The sequence below is a fragment of the Maridesulfovibrio pacificus (SeqCode) genome, assembly GCF_048612815.1.
Lineage (GTDB): Bacteria > Desulfobacterota > Desulfovibrionia > Desulfovibrionales > Desulfovibrionaceae > Maridesulfovibrio > Maridesulfovibrio pacificus.
This window is the reverse complement of sequence record NZ_JBLZNE010000001.1, coordinates 3,557,468-3,579,539: the sequence shown is the minus strand read 5'-3', so window position 1 is coordinate 3,579,539 and position 22,072 is coordinate 3,557,468. Positions and strand designations below refer to the sequence as shown.

Here is a 22,072-nt window from a genome sequence, read left to right as displayed (position 1 = left end):
AGTCCAGTGCTTTTTAAACTCTGGTATCGTCAACGTTCTCTCCCATGATTCCTGAAGGTCTGAAATAAAGCACTCCGATGAGGATCAGAAATGCAAAGACATCCTTGTACTCGCCGGAGATATAGCCGGCAGCGAAAATTTCGACCATACCAATAATAAAGCCACCGATCATTGCACCGGTAATGTTACCGATTCCGCCCAGAACAGCAGCGGCAAAAGCTTTGATACCCGGGACAAAACCCATGTCATAACGTACCGATCCATAATAAAGACCGACCATAATCCCGGCGGCAGCAGCCAGTCCGGCACCGATGGCAAAAGTCAGGCTGATGATACGGTTCGAGTTGATTCCCACCAGCGCAGACATAATTTTATCCTGTGCTGTGGAGCGCATGGCCTTACCGATACGGGTCTTAAAGACCAGAAAGTTAAGCGCAACCAGCAAAAATGCGGTCAGGCTGACAATGAAAAGCTGCATGTAAGACAGCATGACTGTCCCAAACTCAAATCCTCCCTGTGTCAATTCAGTGGGATAAGGTCTGTCATATACACCCTGAGTAAGCATCAGGCCATTCTGCAGAAAAATGGACATACCGAGAGCAGAAAGGAGCACCGAAAGCCTTGAAGAGCTTCGCAGCGGTTTATAGGCCACTTTCTCAACAGCCATGGCCAGCATAGCGCAATAAGCCATAGCCAGAATAAGCGATCCGGACAGGCAGACCCATGCCGGAGCACCCTGCGCGAGCAGGTAGCTCATAAAGATAACACCGACATAACCGCCAGCCGCAAAAAATTCACCATGGGCGAAGTTAATGAGCTGGATAATGCCGTACACCATGGTATAACCCAGCGCGATCAGTGCGTAGACACTACCGAGGGTAATACCGTTGATGAGTTGCTGAAAAAAATATTCCATGGAGTTCCGGGGGCTGTGCGTAAAGGTCCCCGTCATTCAAGACGGGGACCGTGATTTCAGTACTTCTAGTAGAGCTTACCGGTTGCAGGGTTCCAGTAGTTAATGAACTTTCCGCCATCAACCTTACGGATAATGTAGTTGGAGCCGGAGTCTCCGTTAGGCTTGAACTTTATGTGCTTGGTTGCACCATCGTAATCAAGCTTCATGAGTTCGGCTTTAACCTTATCAGGATCGGTAGAACCGGCAGCATTTACAGCCTTGAAATAAGCCATGGCGGAGTCATAAGCATAACCGGAGTATGCACCGGGCTCACCGTGCTTGGGCTGGTACTTGGCATAGAATTCTTTGTAAGCAGGAGCTTCGCTATCGATATAACCGAATGTCAGGTAAACACCTTCTGCAGCATCTTTTGCGATCTCAATAAGCTGCGGATGATAAACAGCATCCTGAGCCAGACGGACAGCCTTGATACCCATGCGTTTAGCCTGAATGAGCATCAAAGCACCGGTCGCTGAGTTCTGCATGGACATGTAGAACACATCAGGATTGGTATTTTTAACTTTAGTAAGGATAGCGGAAAAATCTTTATCGCCCTGGTTTACGTGCTCGTGACCAAGAACTTTAATTCCAGCGGCGTTACACATCTTCTCTACGCCGTCAGCAAGTCCCTGAGAATAAGCTGTCTTATCGTCTACGATGTAAACTGTCTTAGCACCGATTTTTTCCTGCATGAATTTGAGAGCAATAGCACCCTGGTCATCATCACGACCGCACATGCGGAACATGTAAGGCAGACCGCGGGAGGTAACTTTTTCATTAGTGGAGGCCGGGGTGATCATGACGATTGATTCTTCATCAAGAACTTCAGAAGCAGGCAGAGTTGCACTTGAACAATATGCGCCGACAACACCGTTTACTTCTTCGTTGATCAGCTTGTTGGCAGTTGCAACAGCCTGACGGGGTTCGCAAGCAGTATCCTGCGGCAAAATCACGATGTCATCAAAACCGGGAATACCACCATTTGCTTTCACAACTTCAACTGCAGTAAGTACACCATTCTTAATGTCATTACCGTCAGCAGCATATGGTCCGGTCAGCGGTCCCATGGTTCCGACTTTAAGTGTCTTAGCGAACACCATACCTGCGCTCAGCATCAGAATTGCTGCCACGAGCAATGCTGTCATCATAGAACGTTTCATAAAATGAGCCTCCCTAAAGTAAATAAGATTAGTTACCCAGATATGCCTCAATTACAGCAGGATTCTTCTGAATTTCTTCAGGGTTCCCCTTTGCAATCATTACTCCGTGATCAAGAACTACAAGACGCTGACAAATTCCCATGACAACTTTCATGTCATGTTCCACCATCAGCACGTTAATACCTCTTTCAGAGATTTTACGGATCGTTTCCATTAACTCCGCACTCTCCGCCGGGTTCAGCCCCGCCGCAGGCTCATCAAGCAAAATGGAACTAGGCTCAGAAGCCAGCGCCCTCGCAATCTCAAGTCTGCGCTGATGACCGTATGGAAGACTGGACGCCACTTCGTCAGCATACTCGTCCAACTCCGCAAAACGGAGTTCCTCCATGGCCTTCTCCTTGATACGCGCCTCCTCCATTTTCTGGGCCGGAGTGCGGAAAATGGCTCCGAAGACTCCACACGAAGAGCGGGAGTGCTGAGCAACCATTACGTTTTCAAGAGCGGTCATGTTCTGAAAAAGACGGATATTCTGGAAGGTTCTGGCAATGCCTTTATGAAGCACCTGATATGGCTTCAGCCCGGTCAGGTTTTCACCATTGTACTCCACGTGCCCCCCGGAAGCCGAATAAACTCCGGTGATCACGTTAAAGACTGTAGTTTTGCCAGCGCCGTTGGGACCTATCAGCCCCACAATCTCCCCCGGCATGAGAGAGAAGTTAACCTCTGCCAAAGCCTGCAGCCCACCGAAGCGGACGCTCACGTCGTGTAAATGAAGTTCTGCCATATTGGACATACCTATACACATTATTCTTCTTAAGATCAAGGCAGAAGACGTTTTTTATTCCTTACTAACTCGATCTAAAGAATTATTATTCGCAACAACAATGCTTTACCAAGAATATTACAATATACTGATTGCAGAATCAGCAACAATACGAATTACACAACAACACAGTTGACTACTTGATCAAGAAACAGCAGAATGCAAATATAACTATATTCTGCATTCTAGTCGTTTTATCTAATATTAGTATCTACATCTACTGATTCACATTTAATCATACAGATTATAATGCGTAATAAAAGTCTTTTTTTGCTTACAAAATTGTCCATATATTTAGCACTATTTTCCATATTTGGCTAATTTCCTTCTAAATCATTACTGCCTTGGCTTTAGCTGACATTTAGTCTCTAAAAACACTTTTTTCATGAATTTAGTTCGAGTATTTAATTATTTTGCATTGCAATAGCATTTTGACTTCTGCGATTGAGTTCTCACTTATGTAAAATTTTTCAAAAAAAATTTTATTCTGTTGAGCCTTAACAAATAAAAAAAAGGCCCTGTCCGCATTGCGGACAGGGCCTTACGTACTTCAATTGAATGAAGCTAAGAGGCTTTTATCGGCCTACCAGCTGTCATCACCGAAGGGATCGGAACCGAAGCCGAAGTCTTCAGCAGGTGCGCCACCGGTTTCGGGAGCGCCAGCGGAGTCGCCACCAGCAGCAGGAGCAGCGCCTTCAGCAACAGCACCAGCAGCTACGGTTACAACACCGTGCTTTTTAACGTCTTCGATCATCTTGAGGAGTTCATCAACCTTGCCGATGTACTCTTCAACTTTTTCCTGGGAAGTAACGATGACTTTGTCGCCTTCGTCTTTACCAGCAGCTTCGAAAGCTTCACACTTGCCTTTGTACTCAGCCATGGCTTTTTCGGTTTCACCGAGTTTGCCTTCAGCAGCAGCAAGTTTGGTTTCCAGATCCTGAACTTTAGCAGCCTGTTCAGTGATGGTGGTACGGTATTCAGCGAGCTTTCCGAAGATAGCGTCAACCTGGATCATAACGTCGCCGGGAAGTGCGCCAACGGAAACGTTGTCGCCAAGGCCGGTAACCTGACCGGTTTTCATTTTAGCCAGTTCAGGATGCTGTTCGTAGATCCATGCTTTTGCAAGAGCTGCTGCAAAAGGTTCGAATTCAGCATCAATGTCTTTCTGAGTCATGTAGCCCAGAAGTTCCTGTACAGAGTTATTGCTTTCGCCACCCTTGATGTAGGACACAAAAGTGCTCATGGGGAAAGTTTTGCGTGCTTCAGACATGGTTAGTTCCTCCTTGCTCTATTACAGAGTAAAAGTCTTTTCTTCACGGACCGGCATGGGCAGACGGCCAATGTATCTTGCATAAGTTAAAGCTGCAGTCCTGTAGACGAGGTGTCCAAGCTTAGACCACGGCAGATAGACAAACATCATGAATACGGCGATCAAGTGCACGTAGTACATGGGGTATGCGAGAATTGCGACGCCGAGGAGACGCAGGATTTCGCACATGATGCCGGTTACGGCGATAGTCCAGATCAGGCCGAGCAGGTACCAGTCATAGTAGCTGGAACCGTGTACGCCCTGGTCCTGATTCAGGCGACGCTTGGTGAGCAGCACGAGGGAGTAAACCAGCAGTACTGCGCCGACGTTGGCCAGAATCTTGATCGGATGCCACAGCGGCATGGGGGTATGGCCGATGGGGCCGAGGAAAGGAATAATCTTTCCACCCCAGTGGGTTACTGCAACCACACCGGTTACTACCATCAGGCAGATAAATGCGACCATTATGAAACGGTGGCCGTTGAACTTCTGTTCGTCAGCTTCGTCGGTTTCGCCGCATTCTTTCCACTTGGAGTGAGTCACCAGTTCGTTTTTGCAAACGTCGATGAAGCACTCCAGCATGCTGGGCTTTTCAGATTTGTCACCTACAGCAAAGACCTTAGGTTGATCTTTGAATGATTCGATCAGGTTCTTTACTCCCTTGTAGAAAGTCCAAACCATGAAACCGAAGGCAATCATGAAGATCGGGTCAATAGTAAAGTCGCCGGGGAACAGATGTCCGTAGACGATTTCACCATCTTTAAGAGGGAAGAAGGAACCGCGAACTCCCGCCATGATGAACCAAATCACCAGGTAGATAGCTGCCGGAATAGCAATAAGCTTGGGCAGATGCTTGGGGGAAGCCATCCATTTACCGATAATGGAAGGGGTTACCATCTTCTGATAGGCCATGTTACGCAGTCCTGCGAGAAGGTCTGCCGGACGAGCGCCGCGGGGGCACAGGTCGGAACAGGTACCGCAGTTGTGGCACAGCCATATATCAATGTCATTTACGAGTTTATCTTTAAGGCCCCACTGAGCCCAGACCATTTCCTTACGCGGGTAAGGGTTGTCGGCAGGCGAGAGGGGACAGGCTACAGAGCAAGTTGCGCACTGATAGCACTTCTTGAGGCTTTCGCCACCGACTTCCTGCAGTTCTTTGATGAACTGCAGATCCGGTTTAATGCGAATATCTTTTTCCATGTCGCGTCTACCTCCTAGTAGCCCTTGAACGGGTTAGGACCGATCTTGATCATCTCTTTAACAAAGTTATCGATCATATCGGGCACTTTGTCATATTCGTCGATGGCAAGTTCAGCCTGTACAACACGTTCGGGTTCAACGCCAAGTCTGTTCAGAGAATCAGCGACGTTTTCCATACGGCGGTTACAAAGCTCAGAACCTTTCATAAAGTGGCACTGGTAATCTTCACCGTATTTACAACCGAGCAGAAGAACTCCATCAATACCCTTGGACATTGCATCAGCAATCCAGATGGTGTTTACAGAGCCGAGGCAGCGGACGGGAACAACACGAACGTAAGGAGACCAGCCTTTACCGCGCATAGCTGCCATATCGAGTGCCGGGTAGGCATCGTTTTCGCAAGCCAGAACGATAAAACGGGGACCGTCAGCTTCCATATCATCAGGTACGTTAACCTGCTTGATCATGGAACCGATCATGTCAATGTTGTAGTTGTCGAATCCGATTACGCGCTCAGGGCAGGCACCCATACAGGTACCGCAACGGCGGCAACGGGACGGATTCGGCATTGGTGTTCCTTTTTCATCATCATCCAGTGCGCCGAAGGGACATTCCTCGGTACAACGCTTACACTGGGTGCAGCGCATGAAGTTGAAAACAGGATAGGTGGTGTCACCGGAGCGGGGGTGTACAGCTACGCCGTGGTTGGAGGAGTTGATACACTGGATCGCTTTCAGTACAGCACCTGCTGCATCCTCACGGGCAAGTCCCATGGACATGGGCTGACGGACACAACCTGCGGCATAAATACCGGTACGGCGTGTTTCGTAGGGGAAGCAGATGTAGTTGGAGTCTGCGTAACCGTCGAACTGCTGGAGATCGGGGAATGCAGGACCCTGTCTGTATACGAGGTTGATGGTCGGATCGTGCGCGGTGGTGGGAACCATACCGGTGGGAACTACGACCAGTTCAGCTTCGATTTCAATATTTTCACCGAGCAGGGTGTTGCTTGCGCAAACAACCATTCCGGCACCCTCTTCCTTGATGGAAGTTACGGTACCTTTAGTCAGCATAACACCGGGGTTATCCTGTGCAGCACGGTAGTAACGCTCGTTTACGCCGGGCACCATCATGTGATCGTAGATGATGTAGGCTACAGCGTCGTCATTTTTTTCGCGTACGTAGTTGGCCTGCTTGAGGGCAACGAGGCTGCTCAGCTCAGAAGTGTAAGGCAGGTGCTTATAAGATTCCATGTCTTCATAGACAAAGGTTTCCTCTTCTTCACCTTCTGCTGCTTCTGCTGCTGCAGCATCGTCAGCTGCAATCTGCTCTTCAGAGCGATTCGCGTAAGCTTCTTCTTCAGCGGCAAACTGCTTTTCACTGAGGCGGGTATCAAGAACAAAGGCAACAGACTTGGCAGTCATCTTGCCTTCCTTGACCATAGCTTCAAATTCCGCAGCAGTCACAACCTTAGAAGAACCGTAACCCATAGGCTCTACGTATTTAGTGTCCTGGGCAACCCAACCGGTAGCCAGAACACATGCGCCTACAGCCATTTCTTCAACGTTGCCGCCGACTTTCACTTTAGCAGTGTATTTGCCGGGAGCGCCTTCGAGAGCTGTAAGCTGTGCAGAGGTCAGCACTTTGATTCTGGAATTGGACTGAACTTCAGAGATCAGAGCTTCAATGCCGGTTTCGTGTGCTTCAGTATAGGGATAGGAAAGGGGGAATGTCTTGTACATTCCGGCAGCCTTACCACCAAGATTGGCTTCCTTTTCTATCAAAATTACGTCGTGGTTGGTCTTGGCAGCGTAAAGAGCCGCAGTAAGACCGGTGAAACCACCACCCATGACCATGACAACCTTGTTGGTATCAAAAGCCTGGGATTCCTGCTCATTAGTCTTGAGCAGCTTGGTAACACCCATTTTGACGTATTCGTTTGCCATAATTTTGAGGAGCTCAGGAACTTCTCCGTTAGGATCAGGCATGGTGCCGTCGGGATTCCTGAAAACCTTGATGCACTGTTCACGCAGGTTGACTCGTTCGACAACGACATTGTCAAAGTCGAAAATGTCCCAGTCAACGCGAGGGCTAGTGCCGCAGATACATACTGCGTCAACGTTGCCAGCGTCGATATCTTCCTGAATGAGCTTTCTTCCTTCCTCGCTGTTAAGACGCGGGTGCACCTTTACGACCGGACACTCGTTCGCGTAAACGCGACCGACCAGTTCAGCCATTTCTTCAGCGTTCAGGTAAGGGGATACGCTCGCTTGGTCGAAATAAACACCGATTTTTTCGGGCATGTCGACTTACCTCCCTATCACCGTTTGGATCGCTTTGAGAGCGGCAGCAGTACCGGACTGGGCTGTCTTCATGACATCCAGAGGCTGCTTTGCACACCCGGCAGCGAAAATGCCTTGTTCCTCACCGCCGACAATAAAGCCCTGATCGTCAACCTGTACACCGGAAGGAACCGGGGTACCAGCAAGACTGGGCTGCATACCGGTTGCCAGAACTAAGAGATCATGTTCGTTCTGGGACTTGATACCGGATTCAGCATCCTCAACTGTGACGAGAACATTGCCGGAACCGGATTCTTCGATAACTTCAGCGACCTTACCTTTAACGGCATTGATCTTGTCATCGGAAAGAATGCGCTTGGCGAACTTGTCGTAACGTCCCGGAGTACGCAGGTCGATGTAGTAAATGGTGACCTTTGCGTCAGGGTACTGCTCACGAACATATGCAGCCTGCTTCAAGGAAGCCATGCAACAGATGTAGGAACAAAAGTTGAGGTGGTTTTCATCGCGAGAACCCGCACACTGTACGAATGCGATGTTTTTAGGCTGTGCACCGTCAGAGGGGCGCACAATCTTACCGTCGGTAGGTCCGCTGGGAGCTGCAAGTCTTTCCATCGCCATGTTGGAAATACAGTTCTGTACGGTACCTGCGCCGAGGTTGGAAAGTTTGGTAACATCGTAAGGCTTCCAGCCGGTAGCGTAGACGATGGAACCTACATTAAGTGTGATGACCTTTTCCTCTTCTTTCAGGTCGATAACTTCGACACCTTCGAGAAGTTTGAGGTCTTCATCGGTGCAATTTTCTTTTTCAAGAACATACCTTGCGGGGAAAGCAAAAGGTACATCCATGTAAAGAGCTTTGCGGTCGCAGAGTTTAAACTCAAATTCATCGGTAATGTCATTGGACAGTTTCGCGATGACGTCAGTGAGTTCAACACTGCCGGGACCCACATATCTGGGCTTGATGCGAACCTTGACTTCGTAGTCGCCTTTGGAACCGCTGATGGATTCCACTTCAGCCAAGGTAAAGAACTTTACGTTCTTATTGTTTTTGATTCTCTGAAACTGAATCTCCAGTCCGCAGGAAGGAGGACACAGCTTCGGAAAATATTTATTCAGCTGCATCACCCGGCCACCCAGATACGGCGCCTTCTCCACGATGAAGACTTCATGGCCTACTTCAGCGGCTTCGAGTGCAGCAGTGATACCACTGAACCCGCCGCCTACGACAAGTATGCTATTTGACATTCTCTATCCTCCTGAACTCTTAGAAGCCCTGAGCCTTAAAATGGCCCAAACCCGGACACCGACCGAAGGGTCGCAATACGGATTCAGACCATTTCAGTGCAAGCCGTAAAAGAACGGCTGCGGGCCTAAGCCCGCAGCCGCATATATCATTCCCGGCTTAGGTGGGGATGATCTGGTGGTATGCTTTCTTGAAGACGGTAGTTTCGCCTTTTTCTACGTCATACTTGGAGTTGACGAAGCATTTCCACTTGGAATCATCGAGACCCATGAAGTCACCGCGGTAGTAGAAACCGGGGTAACGGGACTCTTCACGGAATTCAATGTGCTGCATGTGCAGGCGTACAGTCCACAGTCTGTGGAACTGCTCCCAGCAGCGCATGAGTTCGTGGAGGTCGCGAGCAGCCAGTTTTCTAGAGTCTTCTTCGAGCATTTCGAGAAGGTGGAAACCGGTGTGCAGGAGAGACTTAGAAGTCACGTACATGGTACCAACACCACCACCGTATTCATCAGTTGCCTTAACGAGGCGCATCATGAAGTTTTTGGGAGTGATGTAGTTGGGGTTAACTACGGGGTCGGTAGAGATGCCTTTACCTTCTTCGTAGGTGTACCAAGGCTGGTAGATCTCTTTAGCGAGGTCAGCAGCATTTTCTTTCAGAGAGGGTTTGAAGTCCTTGTGGTCAACAACCCAGCGTACCATCTGCTTACCAACGATACGACCTTCAGCGTGAGAACCGGAAGAGAACTTGTGACCGGATGCACCAACACCGTCAGCACAGGTCCAGAGGCCGTTAACGGTGGTCATACGGTTGTAGACTTTACCGTTGTCAGCTTTAACTTTGTAATCTTCGGGAACCCAGTCTTCGTCCGGACCGGAAGTCCAGATACCGCAGCAACCGGAGTGAGAACCGAGGAGGTAAGGCTCGGTGGGCATGATTTCGGAACCGGAGTTTTCAGGTTCGATGTTCTGACAAGCCCAGAGGTTAGCCTGACCAACACACATGTCAAGGAAGTCTTCCCAAGCTTCGGACTCGAGGTGCTTCTGCTCAGCAGGTGTCAGTTCTTTGAAGGTGTTCTGCAGTGCGGTAGCGGTATCCATGTAGATGGGGCCGCGGCCTTCACGCATTTCACGGAGCATCATGTGGTTACGCAGACAGGTCGGGATAACGTGACCTTTAGCGTAGCCGCGATCTTCGTAAGGCTTGAGCATTGCGCGGTTAGTTTCGCAGTAGTCTTCGCCTTTGTAGTTGGTTGCTTTAGCTTTGAAGAGCAGGAACCATGCACCAACCGGACCGTAACCGTCTTTGAAACGAGCGGGTACGAAGCGGTTTTCCATCATGGTCATTTCAGCGCCAACCTGAGCACACATGGTGTAGGTGGAACCAGCGTTCCATACGGGGTACCATGCACGACCCATACCTTCACCAGTGGAGCGAGGACGGTAAACGTTAACAGCACCACCGCAAGCTACAACAGCTGCGTTACATTTGAAAACGTATACTTTGTTTTCGCGTGTGGAGAAACCAACTGCACCAGCGATGCGGTTAGGCTCATTAGCGTCGAGGAGCATTTTAACGATGAAGATACGTTCCATGTAGTTTTCTTCGCCGAGAGCCATTTTAGCTGCTTCAGCAACGATGCACTTGTAGGATTCACCGTTAATCATCATCTGCCAGCGACCGGAACGAACGCAAGCGTCGCCGTTACGCAGGGAGAGACCAGCTGCTTTAGCAGCTGCACCGTCGAGGTTCTTACCGTCTTTTTTGATCCAGCAGGGAAGGCCCCACTCTTCAAAAAGGTGAACGGAGTCATCAACGTGACGGCCGAGGTCAAAAATAAGGTCTTCGCGAACGAGGCCCATGAGGTCAGTACGAACCATGCGTACGTAGTCATCAGCGTCATTTTCGCCAAGGTAGGTGTTGATAGCGGAAAGACCCTGTGCAACAGCACCGGAACGTTCCATAGCAGCTTTATCGAGGAGCATGATGGAGATGTCGCCACCAACTTTTTCGATCCAGCGCATTGCTTCATAAGCAACACCGCAGTTACCCATACCACCACCGACGAGGAGCAGGTCCACGTCTTTTTCTATAAGCTCAGGTTCTGCGAGAGCAACACCTTTAGAAGCTTCTTTACTAGGGAGAAGAGGCATGTTTCCTCCTTAATTAGGTTTTTAAGATTGCGTGAATTAATACACCCAAGACAAACTCTTAGCAGTGATTAATCCAGATCCTTCCAAGCAGTAGTCTTGTCTGCATCAGCAACGTCAAACTTCTGTCCGAGAACTTCTTTGGGGGTAACCAGTTCAGTTTCGGTGAAGAGCAGTTCGTTGTCGAGGTCAGTCGGCTCGGGTTTACCTTCATAAGGTTTGATAGAACCTTCAGGGGTAGTGCGGATGGGGAACTTGAAGCGCTTTACGTTACCGTTACGGAATTTAACGGTCCACATGATGTCTTCAGCGGAACGCATGGGAATGGAAGTACCACCCATGGGTGCGAAGTCACCGTAGGGACGTGCTTCAATAGCGCCCTGGGGACAAATTTTGACGCAGGAGTAACACTCCCAGCATCCTTCGGGTTCCTGGTTGTAAGCCCGCATTTCTTCGGGATCCAGGATCATAAGATCGTTAGGGCAGATGTACATGCAGGCGGTCTTTTCTCCACCTTTACAGCCATCACACTTTTCCGGATTGACAAAGGTCGGCATACCTAGTCCTCCTAAAAGGGTTTAATGTTATCAATCACCGACATCCTATAACCATTTATAATCTTGCCTAAAGTTCAAGGCTCGTGAAATTAGTAACTATCAAGCCCCTCACTCGGTGTCAAGGCGAAAGTGAAATTTAGAACAAGCTAATTTCAAATCCGCTATATAAACGGCTTAGAAACACTGTCGCCATAGTTCCAAAACTATAAAAAAACGGCTCTGGTCTTTTGCGACAAAACAATAATGTGTTCCATCATGGATTGGTATTTAGTTCAATCTAGCCTTTAATTGCAAGCCTTTTTTTCAGATTGTGGGATTTTCTTCACAACTGTCATAACAAACCGATTTTACATGCCAACGGCATAGACTTTTACCTGATTTTCTCTAGACAGAGTCCAAATAACAGCTACATATAATATGATGACTAATCTTTCCATCTTAACGTTAAATCGACACTAGAAGCACCCACACACAGCACTATCCAAAATCCTCTTACTCTTTTTAGTCAATTCTGTAAGCATTGCCACTAGACTGCAACCAACTAAAACAGTAACTAGCTATAATATTTGCACATACTTTAAAATATTCCAACATTCCCATCTAACCGAACCTTATACTAAGTGAAAAATTTCACTCTATTTGAATTTTGCCCTTGACATTTCTTTCACAAACCATTCATAACCCCTCTTAAGCTTTATGGAGAAAACGCCTTTTAGGACTATCCTGAAAGTGGACTCCATGATAATGGTTTTTACGAATTTTCGTTCCGCAGACCCGCTTCACTATAGAAGCGCTGCCTCCATGAAATACTCGGAGGCCGAAGATTTCTTATCAGGAGGTCTTGCGGAAGGGCCAAGGTGTTGAAAAAATAATTACTACAAGGAGACGTAAACATGTCTAAGCTCGTAGCCCCTCACGGTGGTAAAGGTCTTGTATGCTGCCTGCTCGAAGGAGCAGAACTCGCTGCTGAACAGAAAAAAGCAGAAGGTCTGAAACAGATCGAAATTTCCGCCCGCGCAAAGGGTGACCTCATCATGATGGGATGTGGTGGTTTCTCTCCCCTGAACGGCTTCATGGGTAAAGAAGACTGGAAAGGCGTTTGTGAAAAATTTCTGATGACCGACGGCACCTTCTGGCCCGTACCGGTTACCCTCGATTCCGACGACGAAGACGTTAAAGTCGGTGACGAAATCGCTCTCGTAAACAACGGTGAAGTATATGCAACCATGCAGATCACCGAAAAATACGAAATGTCCGAAGAAGACAAGAAATGGGAATGCTACCAGGTCTTCAAAGGTGAAGGCGAAGAATCCGCAGACGATATCTTCTGGAAAACCGCTCTCGAAGATCACCCCGGTGTTCAGATGGTTATGGCTCAGAAGAAGTACAACCTCGCTGGTCCCGTTAAAGTTCTCTCCGAAGGTGAGTACCCCGAACAGTACAAAGGTGTTTACCTGCGTCCCGCAGAAACCCGTGCAATGTTCGACGAAAAAGGCTGGTCCACAGTTTCTGCTCTCCAGCTCCGTAACCCCATGCACCGTTCTCACGAGTTCCTGGCAAAAATCTCCATCGAAGTTTGTGACGGTTGTCTGATCCACTCCCTGATCGGTAACCTCAAGCCCGGTGACATTCCTGCTGAAGTTCGTGTTAAAGCAATCGACACTCTCGTTGAGCACTACTTTGTTAAAGAAAACGTTATCCAGGCTGGTTACCCCCTCGATATGCGTTACGCAGGTCCCCGTGAAGGCCTCCTCCACGCTACCTTCCGTCAGAACTACGGTGTTAACCGCATGCTGATCGGTCGTGACCACGCTGGTGTTGGTGATTTCTACGGTCTGTTCGAAGCTCAGGAAATCTTCGACAAGATTCCTTACGCAACTGAAGCTTGTCCCGAGCCCGGTAAAGCTCTCCTTTGTGAGCCCATGAAGATTGACTGGACTTTCTACTGCTACAAGTGCGACGGCATGGCTTCCCTGAGAACCTGCCCTCACAACAAAGAAGAGCGCGTAATCCTTTCCGGTACCAAACTGCGTAAAGCTCTCTCTGAAGGCGCTGAAATCGTAGATCACTTCGGTCGTGACGAAGTTCTCGTACAGCTCCGCGAATACTACGAAGGCCTCACCGAAAAGGTTGAAGTCAAAATGCAGGGCGCAGCTTCCGGCGACGCAATGTAATTTAAGTAGTATTACTACTTGCTTATTCAGGGGGGAGGCGGTTTTCGCCTCTCCCCTTTTTCTTTGTCATTACGGGCGAAAGGGCTTCTTTTTTACACCGCAAATCAGAGGGGTTGCCCATCGGGAGAAATCGCGCTATTAAGGTGGACTTCTCTATATCACATTTCAGGAAACAAAAATAATGCCCGAATATAAAAAATTTGAACGTTCCGGCGGTGCTGCACCGCGTAGACAGTCCCTGCTCGACGAAATCAAAGAGCTGGACGCAAGACTTCTTTCCCTTGTCTCCCGCAGAAACTACCTTATGGGTAAAGCTGCAAGCAAACGCAAACTGAAGGGGCTGCCCCTCGGCGATCCGGATATGGAAAGACGTATCTTTGAAACATGGTCTGCAGAAGCCGGTCATAAAAAATTCGACCTCAAAACAGCTCGCCGTGTTTTCGAACAGCTTAACAACCTTGCTTATGCATGTGTTGCCAAGCCAGAGAACCGTAAGCTTTCTACATATGTATTGTCTCCGCCTCAAAGACCTGTGAACGTGACTTTTGACGGTCCCGGTTCTCTTTTACAGTCCAAGCTCTGGATTGCACTCTGCGCAGCAGCAGGAGCTGAGGCCAAGATGGGTCCCCTTTGTGTTAACGATGAGATCACCGAACTGATCAAATCGCTTAATCAGGCTGGAGCACACCTTTCATGGGATGGTGAAACCATCGAATCCCGTGCAGGTGAAGGAATCGAATTTGAAGAGAAGCTGATCTTTGCCGGGGACAATGCCATGAACATGTTCCTGACAATTGCCTTCGGCCTCAAAACCGTTGGCAAGTTCAAAATCGCCGGCGGCCCCATCCTTAAGCAGTTCGATTCCAGACCGCTGGCTTCAATTCTTTCTCCGCTGGGTGCAAGACTTAACACTCTTGACCTCCAGAGCCACGGCTTACCCGCCCGTCTCGAATGCGGTGGCCGCATGGCTTCATCCATTGAAATTTCTGAAGACATTCCTGCTGAATTTATTGCCGCGCTTGCTCTGGCAGCATGGACCTATCCGCAGGGATTGACCATGAAATTTGCAGAAGGCTGGCATGGAGCCGGACTGCTCAAAGAAGTTGTTGCTGTCCTCAAAAAATGCGGTGTCAAAGCCGAGCTTAATGAAACCGAATGCTCCATTCCCGCGACAAAGGAAATATCTGTTCCTGAACAGCCTTCCATTGCTCTGGAGCCTGAACTTTGTGCCGCACTGCTGGCAATGCCTGCTTTCAGCAACGGACAGGTAACCCTTAACGGTTACTGGCCGAAAAACGAAACCGCTGAAGACGCTATCCGGATCCTGAAGGCCGGTGGTCTTAATATTGAAATTTCTAAAGGAAGCATCTCTGCAACCAAGGGTGAAGCCGCAGCAGAAGCCTCCTTTAACTTCGGAAATGCAACCGACCTCTTCCCCGTCGGCCTCGCCCTTGCAGTAAACTCCCGTTCAGAATGCAAAGTCAGCAATATTGCTGACGCAGTGATGTTTGAACAGGGAATTGAACTGCTTGAACGCCTCGGAATCAAATATGAACGCGGCGAAGAAGAACTTACCGTTCTTCCCGGCAGACTCAAATGGGATGAAGCATGGTCCGCTCCTACTCCTTTCTTCGGTATTGCTCTTGGTCTCATGGCCTGGATGCGCCCCGGAATCTCTCTTGAAAACCCCGGCGACATCTCTGATCTCTGGCCTCGTTACTGGACCCTTTACAACAGCCTGCCGGAAGTCAACGGTCTCAAAGACCCTGAGGTTAAGAAAAAAGATGAATCAACAACCCGAAGAAGAATTAAAATCGATTAGCATCCCTGAGATCGAAGTAGAAATCGAGAATTTCAAGAAGGAACTTACACTCTGCCAGCAGCGAACTAAAACACTGCTGGCAAGTGAAAATCCTTCTGAAGGGATCTTTTTTGCCAAAGAAATCTTCGAATCGCAGCAAGATAAACTGCGTCTGGAAGCTGAGATTGACATCCGTCAACGAAAGATAAACCGAATGCGCCTCGGAATGGAAGGATAATAGATCCCGCCTTCTCATAACAGCTTTAGCGGGCACTTTATGAAGTACGCGGGTATGCGACGTACAACAGGACACTTAGTTTCAAATCTGCTTAAGAAAAGCATAATCTCACCGGAGGTATCATGGGTTTAAATATTACTGAAAAGATCATATCTGAACATCTTTTGAATGGCGAAATGGAGCCGGGAACAGAGGTCGGACTACGAATTGATCAGACTCTTACTCAGGATGCCACCGGCACCATGGCTTATCTGCAATTTGAAGCGATGGGGATTGATAAGGTCCAGACTGAACTTTCCGTAAGTTACGTTGACCACAACACCCTGCAAATGGGTTTTCGCAACCCTGACGATCATCAGTACCTGCGCACTGTTGCTGCCAAACACGGCGTTGTTTTCTCCCCTGCCGGGACAGGAATCTGTCACCAGCTGCATCTGGAGAACTTTGCCAAACCGGGCAAAACCCTGATCGGCTCAGACAGCCATACCCCCACTGCAGGTGGACTGGGTATGCTGGCTATGGGTGCGGGCGGACTTTCCGTTGCTCTGGCTATGGCCGGACAGCCCTATTCCATTCCCATGCCCAAGGTGGTTAAGGTTGAGCTTTCCGGCAAACTGACCGGATGGGCTTCTGCCAAAGATATTATCCTCAAGCTGCTTGAACTCAAAACCGTTAAAGGCGGTGTGGGCAAGGTATTCGAATTTGCAGGCGAAGGCGTAAAGACTCTTTCCGTTCCCGAACGTGCAGTCATCACCAACATGGGCGCGGAATTGGGTGCGACCACTTCCATCTTCCCCAGCGATGAGAACACCAAAGCATTCCTCAAGGCCATGGGCCGCGAAGACGACTGGTCCGAGCTTATCGCCGATGCGGATGCAACTTACGCTGAAGTAGTTGAAATCAACCTTTCCGAACTCGAGCCGCTGGTAGCCCAGCCGCATATGCCGGACCGAGTTGTAACTGTTAAGTCCCTCGCCGGACTCAAAGTCAACCAGTCAGCCATCGGTTCATGTACCAACTCTTCTTACTCCGACCTGAAGACAACCGCCCTGATTCTGCAGGACCAGCAGTTGCCGGAAGGTGTGGACCTGATGATCTCCCCCGGTTCCAAGCAGGTTCTCAAAATGCTTGCTTCCGATGGACTTATCGCCAACTTCATCGATTCCGGTGCAAGACTGCTCGAATGTACCTGCGGCCCCTGTATCGGTATGGGCGGCTCCCCCACTTCTGCCGGGGTGAGCGTACGTACCTTCAACCGTAACTTTGAAGGACGCAGCGGAACTCAGGATGCGCAGGTCTATCTGGCCAGCCCGCAGACTGCCGCGAAGCTGGCCCTTGCAGGTGAATTCACCGATCCCGCAACCTGGGGTACTCCTCCGGCCAAGATCGACTTCCCTGAAGAAGTTCCTTCAATCCGCCATCTTTTCATCTTCCCTCCCGAAAATAGAGCTGAAGTTGAAATCGTGCGCGGTCCCAATATTGTTCCTCTTGAGACATTCTCCGCCCTGCCGGATCAGATTTCCTCTGAAATCCGCCTCAAGGTCGAAGATGACATTACTACTGACCACATTCTGCCCGCGGGCGCGCAGATTACTGCACTGCGTTCCAACATTCCCGCGATCAGTGAATATATCTTCAGTCGTGTTGATGAAGGATTCGTTGGCCGCATGAAAGCTGCTGAAAGCGGAATCATTCTCGGCGGAGAAAACTACGGACAGGGTTCCAGCCGCGAACATGCAGCTCTCGGCCCCCGTCATTTGGGCGTTGTTGCTGTAATTACCAAGTCTCTTGCACGCATTCATCGTGCAAATCTTATCAATTTTGGCATTCTACCCCTTGTACTCTCTGAAAAGAGCGATTACGACAAACTGTCAGAAGGTAGTAAATTGACCATTGATACCACAACCATCACTCCTGGCGGAGAGACTTCTGTCAAAGCTGATGGAGTTGAAGTTAAAGTCAAAAACGACCTTTCCGCAAAAGAACTTGAAATTATTAAAGCCGGCGGCCTGCTGAACTACGTCGGTAAACAACTGTAAATGAGTAAGGCAGGGTATCCGCAATGGTGGATACCCTGCCGATTATAATAGAATAAACACTTGAAAGCAGCACCTGCTGCAAACGGAGACTGAAGAAGCCATGATGGACATTCTGCGCCAAAATGCCCAGAGCTGGGGTATCAAAATCGCATTCGGTATCATTATCGCAGTTTTTATTTTTGCCTTCGGCGCCGGCGGATTCAACGGCAACACCGATCCGGTAATCGCTTACGTTAACGACCAGCCTGTTCCTACTCAGGAATTCATGCAGGTCTACCGTGAAACTGCTGAAGCATTAAGGGCCCAGAATCCTAACTTAGACTCCGATCAACTGCAGTCCCCTGAATTCAAGAAAGCTGTTCTTGAACAGCTGGTCAGCCAGAAACTTCTAGAAGCAGAAGCAGAAAAACTCGGAATCTCTGTATCTAACAGCGAGCTTTCATACAGCATCAGTCAGATTCCTGCTTTTGCTGACAAAGACGGCAAATTCGACATGAACCTCTATCAGGCTTTCCTGCAAAGCAGAGCCATGTCCGCAGCCACCTTTGAAAATGACATGCGTAACAGCGCTTTGATCCGCAAGCTGCAGGAATACGTAACCATGCCGGTCAAGCCCACTGAAGCTGATGCCCGCGCACTTTTCGACTCTGCTGCTGAAAAAGTTCAGATCGATTACTACTATGTCTCCGGTGCTGACTTTGTTAAAAATATCAAGATCGGTGACAAACAGATTGAAGATTTCTACAAAGCCAACCCTGATAAATTCACTATCCCGGCACGCTCTGTTGTTAAGTACATTGCCTTCACTCCGGAAGAACTGTCTATCAACGAGTCAGTTACCCCTGAAGAAATCAAGGCATACTATGAAGCCAACAAAGAAGCTTTCCAGCAGGAAGCTCAGTTGAATGCACGCCATATCCTGATCACTGTTGATGAGAACGCTTCTGACAAAGAAGTTGCTGCGGCAGAAAAGAAAATTAAAAAAGTACTCGCCAAAGCCAAATCCGGTCAGGATTTCGGCAAACTGGCTGAAAAATACTCTGAAGGTCCCAGCAGCTCCAAAGGTGGAGAACTCGGCTGGTTTGGCCGCGGCGCCATGGTTAAGCCCTTTGAAGAAGCAGCATTCGCTCTCAAAAAAGGCGAGGTCAGTGAGCCTGTGCGCACCCGTTTCGGTTGGCACCTGATCAAAATTGATGACGTCCGCGAAGCCGGTCAGAAAGATCTGGATCAGGTCAAAGACGAAATCAACTCCCTGATCGCTCAGGAAAAAGCAGCAGACTCCATTACCGACAAACTGGACCACGCAATTGATCTGCTTGCTTCCGGCATGAAGCTGGACAAAGTTTCCGAAGAACTGGGTATTGCTTTCAAGAAAAGTGAACAGGCAACTGTTGAAAACCTTTCCCGCGCCTTCGGCATGACCGAGAGTGCAGCACAGACCATCATCGCCCTGCCTAAAGGCAACGCGACTGATATGCCTGTTGCTATCGATGGCGGTTACATCCTCGTAGAGAAGGAAACTGATGTTCCTCCGTCCCTGAGCCCGCTTAAGGATCAGGAAAAGGACATTGAAAGCTTCCTTTCCCAGCAGCAAGCAATGAATCTGGCTAAAGCTAAAGCTATTGCTATCATGAGCCAGCTGGCGAACAAAAACACTGAAGCAGAAGCTTTCAAGGTCATTAAAAAGGAGCTTAAGACCTCCGAGCCCTTCGGTCGTGACGGCTTTGTCCCCGGTCTGGGCATGAACCCCAAGCTGGCTCAGGCAGCTTTGGCAGCTAAGAAAGACCAGTGGATATCCGAAGTTTTTGAACTTCCCGGCGGTTTCATTGTTGCCCGTGTCGATGAACGTATTCCTCCCAAAGAGGATGCATGGGCTGCCCAGAAAGATATGGTCATGGATGCAATATTCCAGCAGCGCTCCAATGAAGTATTTGGCGCATTTCTTACCGAGTTACGATCCAAGGCTAAAGTTGAGTATGTCCGCAAGGATCTCCTGAATTAGCCTGAATTCAATCAGCTTATATCAACGGGTCTGTTCTTGCTTGGACAGACCCGTTTTTTTGTATGAATCGCGACAACTTTTGTTTTAATCAGCTATTTTGTCTTGCACAGTTTTTTCTGAGAGAGTAACAACAAAAAACTACTGTCAACACCATTGCTGGCAGGATATTTCAGAGGATAAAAGACCATGCTTCAGATTCCCGAAGGATACAAATTTGCAGCCCTCGAGGCTGGATTCAAATACAGCGGCCGCAACGATCTGGCCCTGATTCTCAGTGATGTTCCTGCTGTTGCAGCTGCTGTGTTCACTAAAAACAAATTTCAGGCTGCACCGGTTACCGTGGGCAAGGAAATTCTGGCTGAATCACAGATTGTCCGCGGAGCCATCGTCAATGCCGGACTCGCCAACGCCTGTACCGGAGCTGAAGGGATTGAAGATTGCCGGGAAAGCCTTATACTGGCTGCAAAATACCTTGGGTTGAATTCACGCGATCTGCTTCCTTCCTCAACCGGGGTTATCGGACCGCGCTTCAATATGGAAAAATGGCGGGAGGTTGCACCTAAACTCAAGCCCGCACTTTCCGACAGCGACCCGGTGAAGGCTGCTAAAGCCATCATGACTACTGACAAATTCCCCAAAATTGCATGGGGCGAGATTGAATGTAACGGCAAGCCTGTACGCATGCTCGGCATGTGCAAAGGCGCAGGCATGATCTCCCCGAACATGGCGACCATGCTCGGTTACGTAACCTGTGACGCGGAAGTTGATCCCAAATGGTGGCAGGAAGCTCTGCGCAGATGCATTGATAAAAGCTTCAACTGCATCACCGTTGACGGCGACACCAGCACAAATGACACCGTTATGGCCTTTGCCAACGGAGCATCCGGAGTCAAAGCTGAGAACGCAGAGACACAGGATGCAATTGAATCCCTGCTTCTCGATATATGCCAGCAGCTATCTTATATGATAGTACAAGACGCTGAGGGCGGAACCAAAGTCATGCATATTAAAGTAAGCGGTGCTGCTTCAGATGAAGACGCTGAACTTATGGTTCGTGCAGTCGGTAATTCTCCGCTGGTTAAAACCGCCCTTTTCGGTGAAGACCCCAACTGGGGCCGCATCGTAGCGGCTGCCGGCAGAAGCGGAGCAGAATTCGATCCTGAGCAACTGACCCTAAGCTTTGGTAAAATCGTGGTCTTTGAGAAAGGCAAGCCGGTTGAAGGCGACATGGATGCTCTGCTTGAACCGATCATGCGTAAGCAGGACGTTGAAGTAAACATCACTCTTGGTGATGGCGAAGGGACCTCCATACTGCAGGCTTCTGATCTGACAAAGGAATATATCAGCATTAATGCTGATTACAGATCCTAAAAATTTCACATTAGATAAATATAATCAGACTTTCCTATGATGAAAAACCTTGAAAACCGCGACAAGATGACCAGGCTTGCCGACTTTTTATTTGAAGTCGGCATGCTGCGCAAAACCCCGCGAACAGGATACCAGTTTCTGGGCACAGGATCGGAGTCAGTTGCCGACCACTCCTACCGGGTGGCGGTTCTTGGATACGTTCTGGCAGACATGGCTGGTGCAGACATGGCCCGCACAGTCTTCATGTGCCTTTTCCATGATTTGCATGAAGCCCGCACCGGGGATTTTAACTACGTAAACCGTATCTATAACCGCAGCTACCGGGATAAGGCTTTACGACACACACTTGCCGGGACCGGGCTCGAAGATAAAATTTTCCCTCATTGGGAAGAACTTGAGGAATGTGAGACTCTTGAATCAAAGCTGGCTCAGGATGCTGACCAACTTGATTTCATCCTCAACCTCAAAGAAGAAATGGATATGGGCAACCCATACGCCGGAAAATGGATGGAATCGGCACTGAAAAGATTGCGCACTGAAGAAGGTCAGCAATTAGCCGATAAGATAGCTGAGACTGACCATAAAGACTGGTGGTATCTCGGTCCGCCCCCAAGCTGGTGGGAAAATAAAAACGGACTTGATGACGAAGAGTAATCTGAAGAACAGCAAGTTTGGACCGGGCATGAGTTAATACTGCCCCTATACCTTTTTCGTCCTTTTATTTTCAAGATCATTATGCTAAGGGG

At 48.9% G+C, this 22,072-nt stretch carries 16 protein-coding genes; 7 read left to right on the top strand and 9 right to left on the bottom strand.

Annotation, left to right across the window (positions count from 1 at the left end; all coding sequences use genetic code 11):
- Positions 1-13: 13 nt before the first annotated feature.
- The 9 genes from ACNI23_RS16570 to aprB form a co-directional block, all read right to left on the bottom strand.
- Positions 14-916, bottom strand: a complete 903-nt coding sequence (locus ACNI23_RS16570; RefSeq protein ID WP_012765830.1) for a branched-chain amino acid ABC transporter permease — start codon at positions 914-916, stop codon at positions 14-16.
- A gap of 65 nt (positions 917-981) precedes the next feature.
- Complete coding sequence (locus ACNI23_RS16565) at positions 982-2,115, bottom strand: branched-chain amino acid ABC transporter substrate-binding protein (protein WP_420250359.1); 1,134 nt, start codon at positions 2,113-2,115, stop codon at positions 982-984.
- Positions 2,116-2,143: 28 nt separating this feature from the next.
- Positions 2,144-2,899: an ABC transporter ATP-binding protein gene (locus ACNI23_RS16560; protein WP_420250357.1), complete on the bottom strand. Its 756-nt coding sequence runs from the start codon at positions 2,897-2,899 to the stop codon at positions 2,144-2,146.
- 622 nt (positions 2,900-3,521) lie between these two features.
- Positions 3,522-4,208, bottom strand: coding sequence for a hypothetical protein (locus ACNI23_RS16555; protein ID WP_420250355.1), 687 nt, complete (start codon positions 4,206-4,208; stop codon positions 3,522-3,524).
- Between the two features lie 21 nt (positions 4,209-4,229).
- Positions 4,230-5,450 (bottom strand): quinone-interacting membrane-bound oxidoreductase complex subunit QmoC, encoded by a 1,221-nt coding sequence (gene qmoC, locus ACNI23_RS16550; RefSeq protein ID WP_420250354.1) that lies wholly within the window; start codon positions 5,448-5,450, stop codon positions 4,230-4,232.
- 14 nt (positions 5,451-5,464) lie between these two features.
- Entirely contained in the window at positions 5,465-7,753 is a 2,289-nt protein-coding gene (locus ACNI23_RS16545; protein WP_420250352.1) for a hydrogenase iron-sulfur subunit, read from the bottom strand.
- A 6-nt stretch (positions 7,754-7,759) separates the two neighbouring features.
- Positions 7,760-8,998, bottom strand: a complete 1,239-nt coding sequence (locus ACNI23_RS16540) for a CoB--CoM heterodisulfide reductase iron-sulfur subunit A family protein (protein ID WP_420250349.1) — start codon at positions 8,996-8,998, stop codon at positions 7,760-7,762.
- Positions 8,999-9,155: 157 nt separating this feature from the next.
- Positions 9,156-11,147 (bottom strand): adenylyl-sulfate reductase subunit alpha, encoded by a 1,992-nt coding sequence (gene aprA, locus ACNI23_RS16535; RefSeq protein WP_420250347.1) that lies wholly within the window; start codon positions 11,145-11,147, stop codon positions 9,156-9,158.
- Between the two features lie 68 nt (positions 11,148-11,215).
- A complete protein-coding gene (aprB, locus tag ACNI23_RS16530) occupies positions 11,216-11,701 on the bottom strand; it encodes an adenylyl-sulfate reductase subunit beta (RefSeq protein WP_419781321.1) in 486 nt (161 codons plus the stop codon).
- An 893-nt stretch (positions 11,702-12,594) separates the two neighbouring features.
- Here aprB and sat point away from each other — a divergent pair.
- The 7 genes from sat to ACNI23_RS16495 all read left to right on the top strand — a co-directional run bounded on the left by sat (position 12,595) and on the right by ACNI23_RS16495 (position 21,980).
- Positions 12,595-13,875: a sulfate adenylyltransferase gene (gene sat / locus ACNI23_RS16525; protein WP_420250345.1), complete on the top strand. Its 1,281-nt coding sequence runs from the start codon at positions 12,595-12,597 to the stop codon at positions 13,873-13,875.
- 181 nt (positions 13,876-14,056) lie between these two features.
- Positions 14,057-15,697 carry a carboxyvinyltransferase gene (locus ACNI23_RS16520; protein WP_420250344.1) on the top strand — a complete coding sequence of 547 codons (1,641 nt, stop codon included), beginning with the start codon at positions 14,057-14,059 and terminating at the stop codon, positions 15,695-15,697.
- Positions 15,660-15,914, top strand: coding sequence for a hypothetical protein (locus ACNI23_RS16515; protein WP_420250343.1), 255 nt, complete (start codon positions 15,660-15,662; stop codon positions 15,912-15,914). Before ACNI23_RS16520 ends, ACNI23_RS16515 begins: the two co-directional genes overlap by 38 nt.
- 122 nt (positions 15,915-16,036) lie before the next feature.
- Positions 16,037-17,953 carry an aconitate hydratase gene (locus tag ACNI23_RS16510; RefSeq protein ID WP_420250341.1) on the top strand — a complete coding sequence of 639 codons (1,917 nt, stop codon included), beginning with the start codon at positions 16,037-16,039 and terminating at the stop codon, positions 17,951-17,953.
- Between the two features lie 100 nt (positions 17,954-18,053).
- Complete coding sequence (locus tag ACNI23_RS16505; RefSeq protein ID WP_420250340.1) at positions 18,054-19,955, top strand: SurA N-terminal domain-containing protein; 1,902 nt, start codon at positions 18,054-18,056, stop codon at positions 19,953-19,955.
- Between the two features lie 186 nt (positions 19,956-20,141).
- The gene (gene argJ, locus ACNI23_RS16500; RefSeq protein ID WP_420250338.1) at positions 20,142-21,326 is read left to right on the top strand and encodes a bifunctional glutamate N-acetyltransferase/amino-acid acetyltransferase ArgJ; all 1,185 of its coding nucleotides are present in this window, start codon (positions 20,142-20,144) and stop codon (positions 21,324-21,326) included.
- A gap of 36 nt (positions 21,327-21,362) precedes the next feature.
- Positions 21,363-21,980 carry an HD domain-containing protein gene (locus ACNI23_RS16495; protein WP_420250337.1) on the top strand — a complete coding sequence of 206 codons (618 nt, stop codon included), beginning with the start codon at positions 21,363-21,365 and terminating at the stop codon, positions 21,978-21,980.
- The last annotated feature ends 92 nt before the right edge of the window (positions 21,981-22,072 follow it).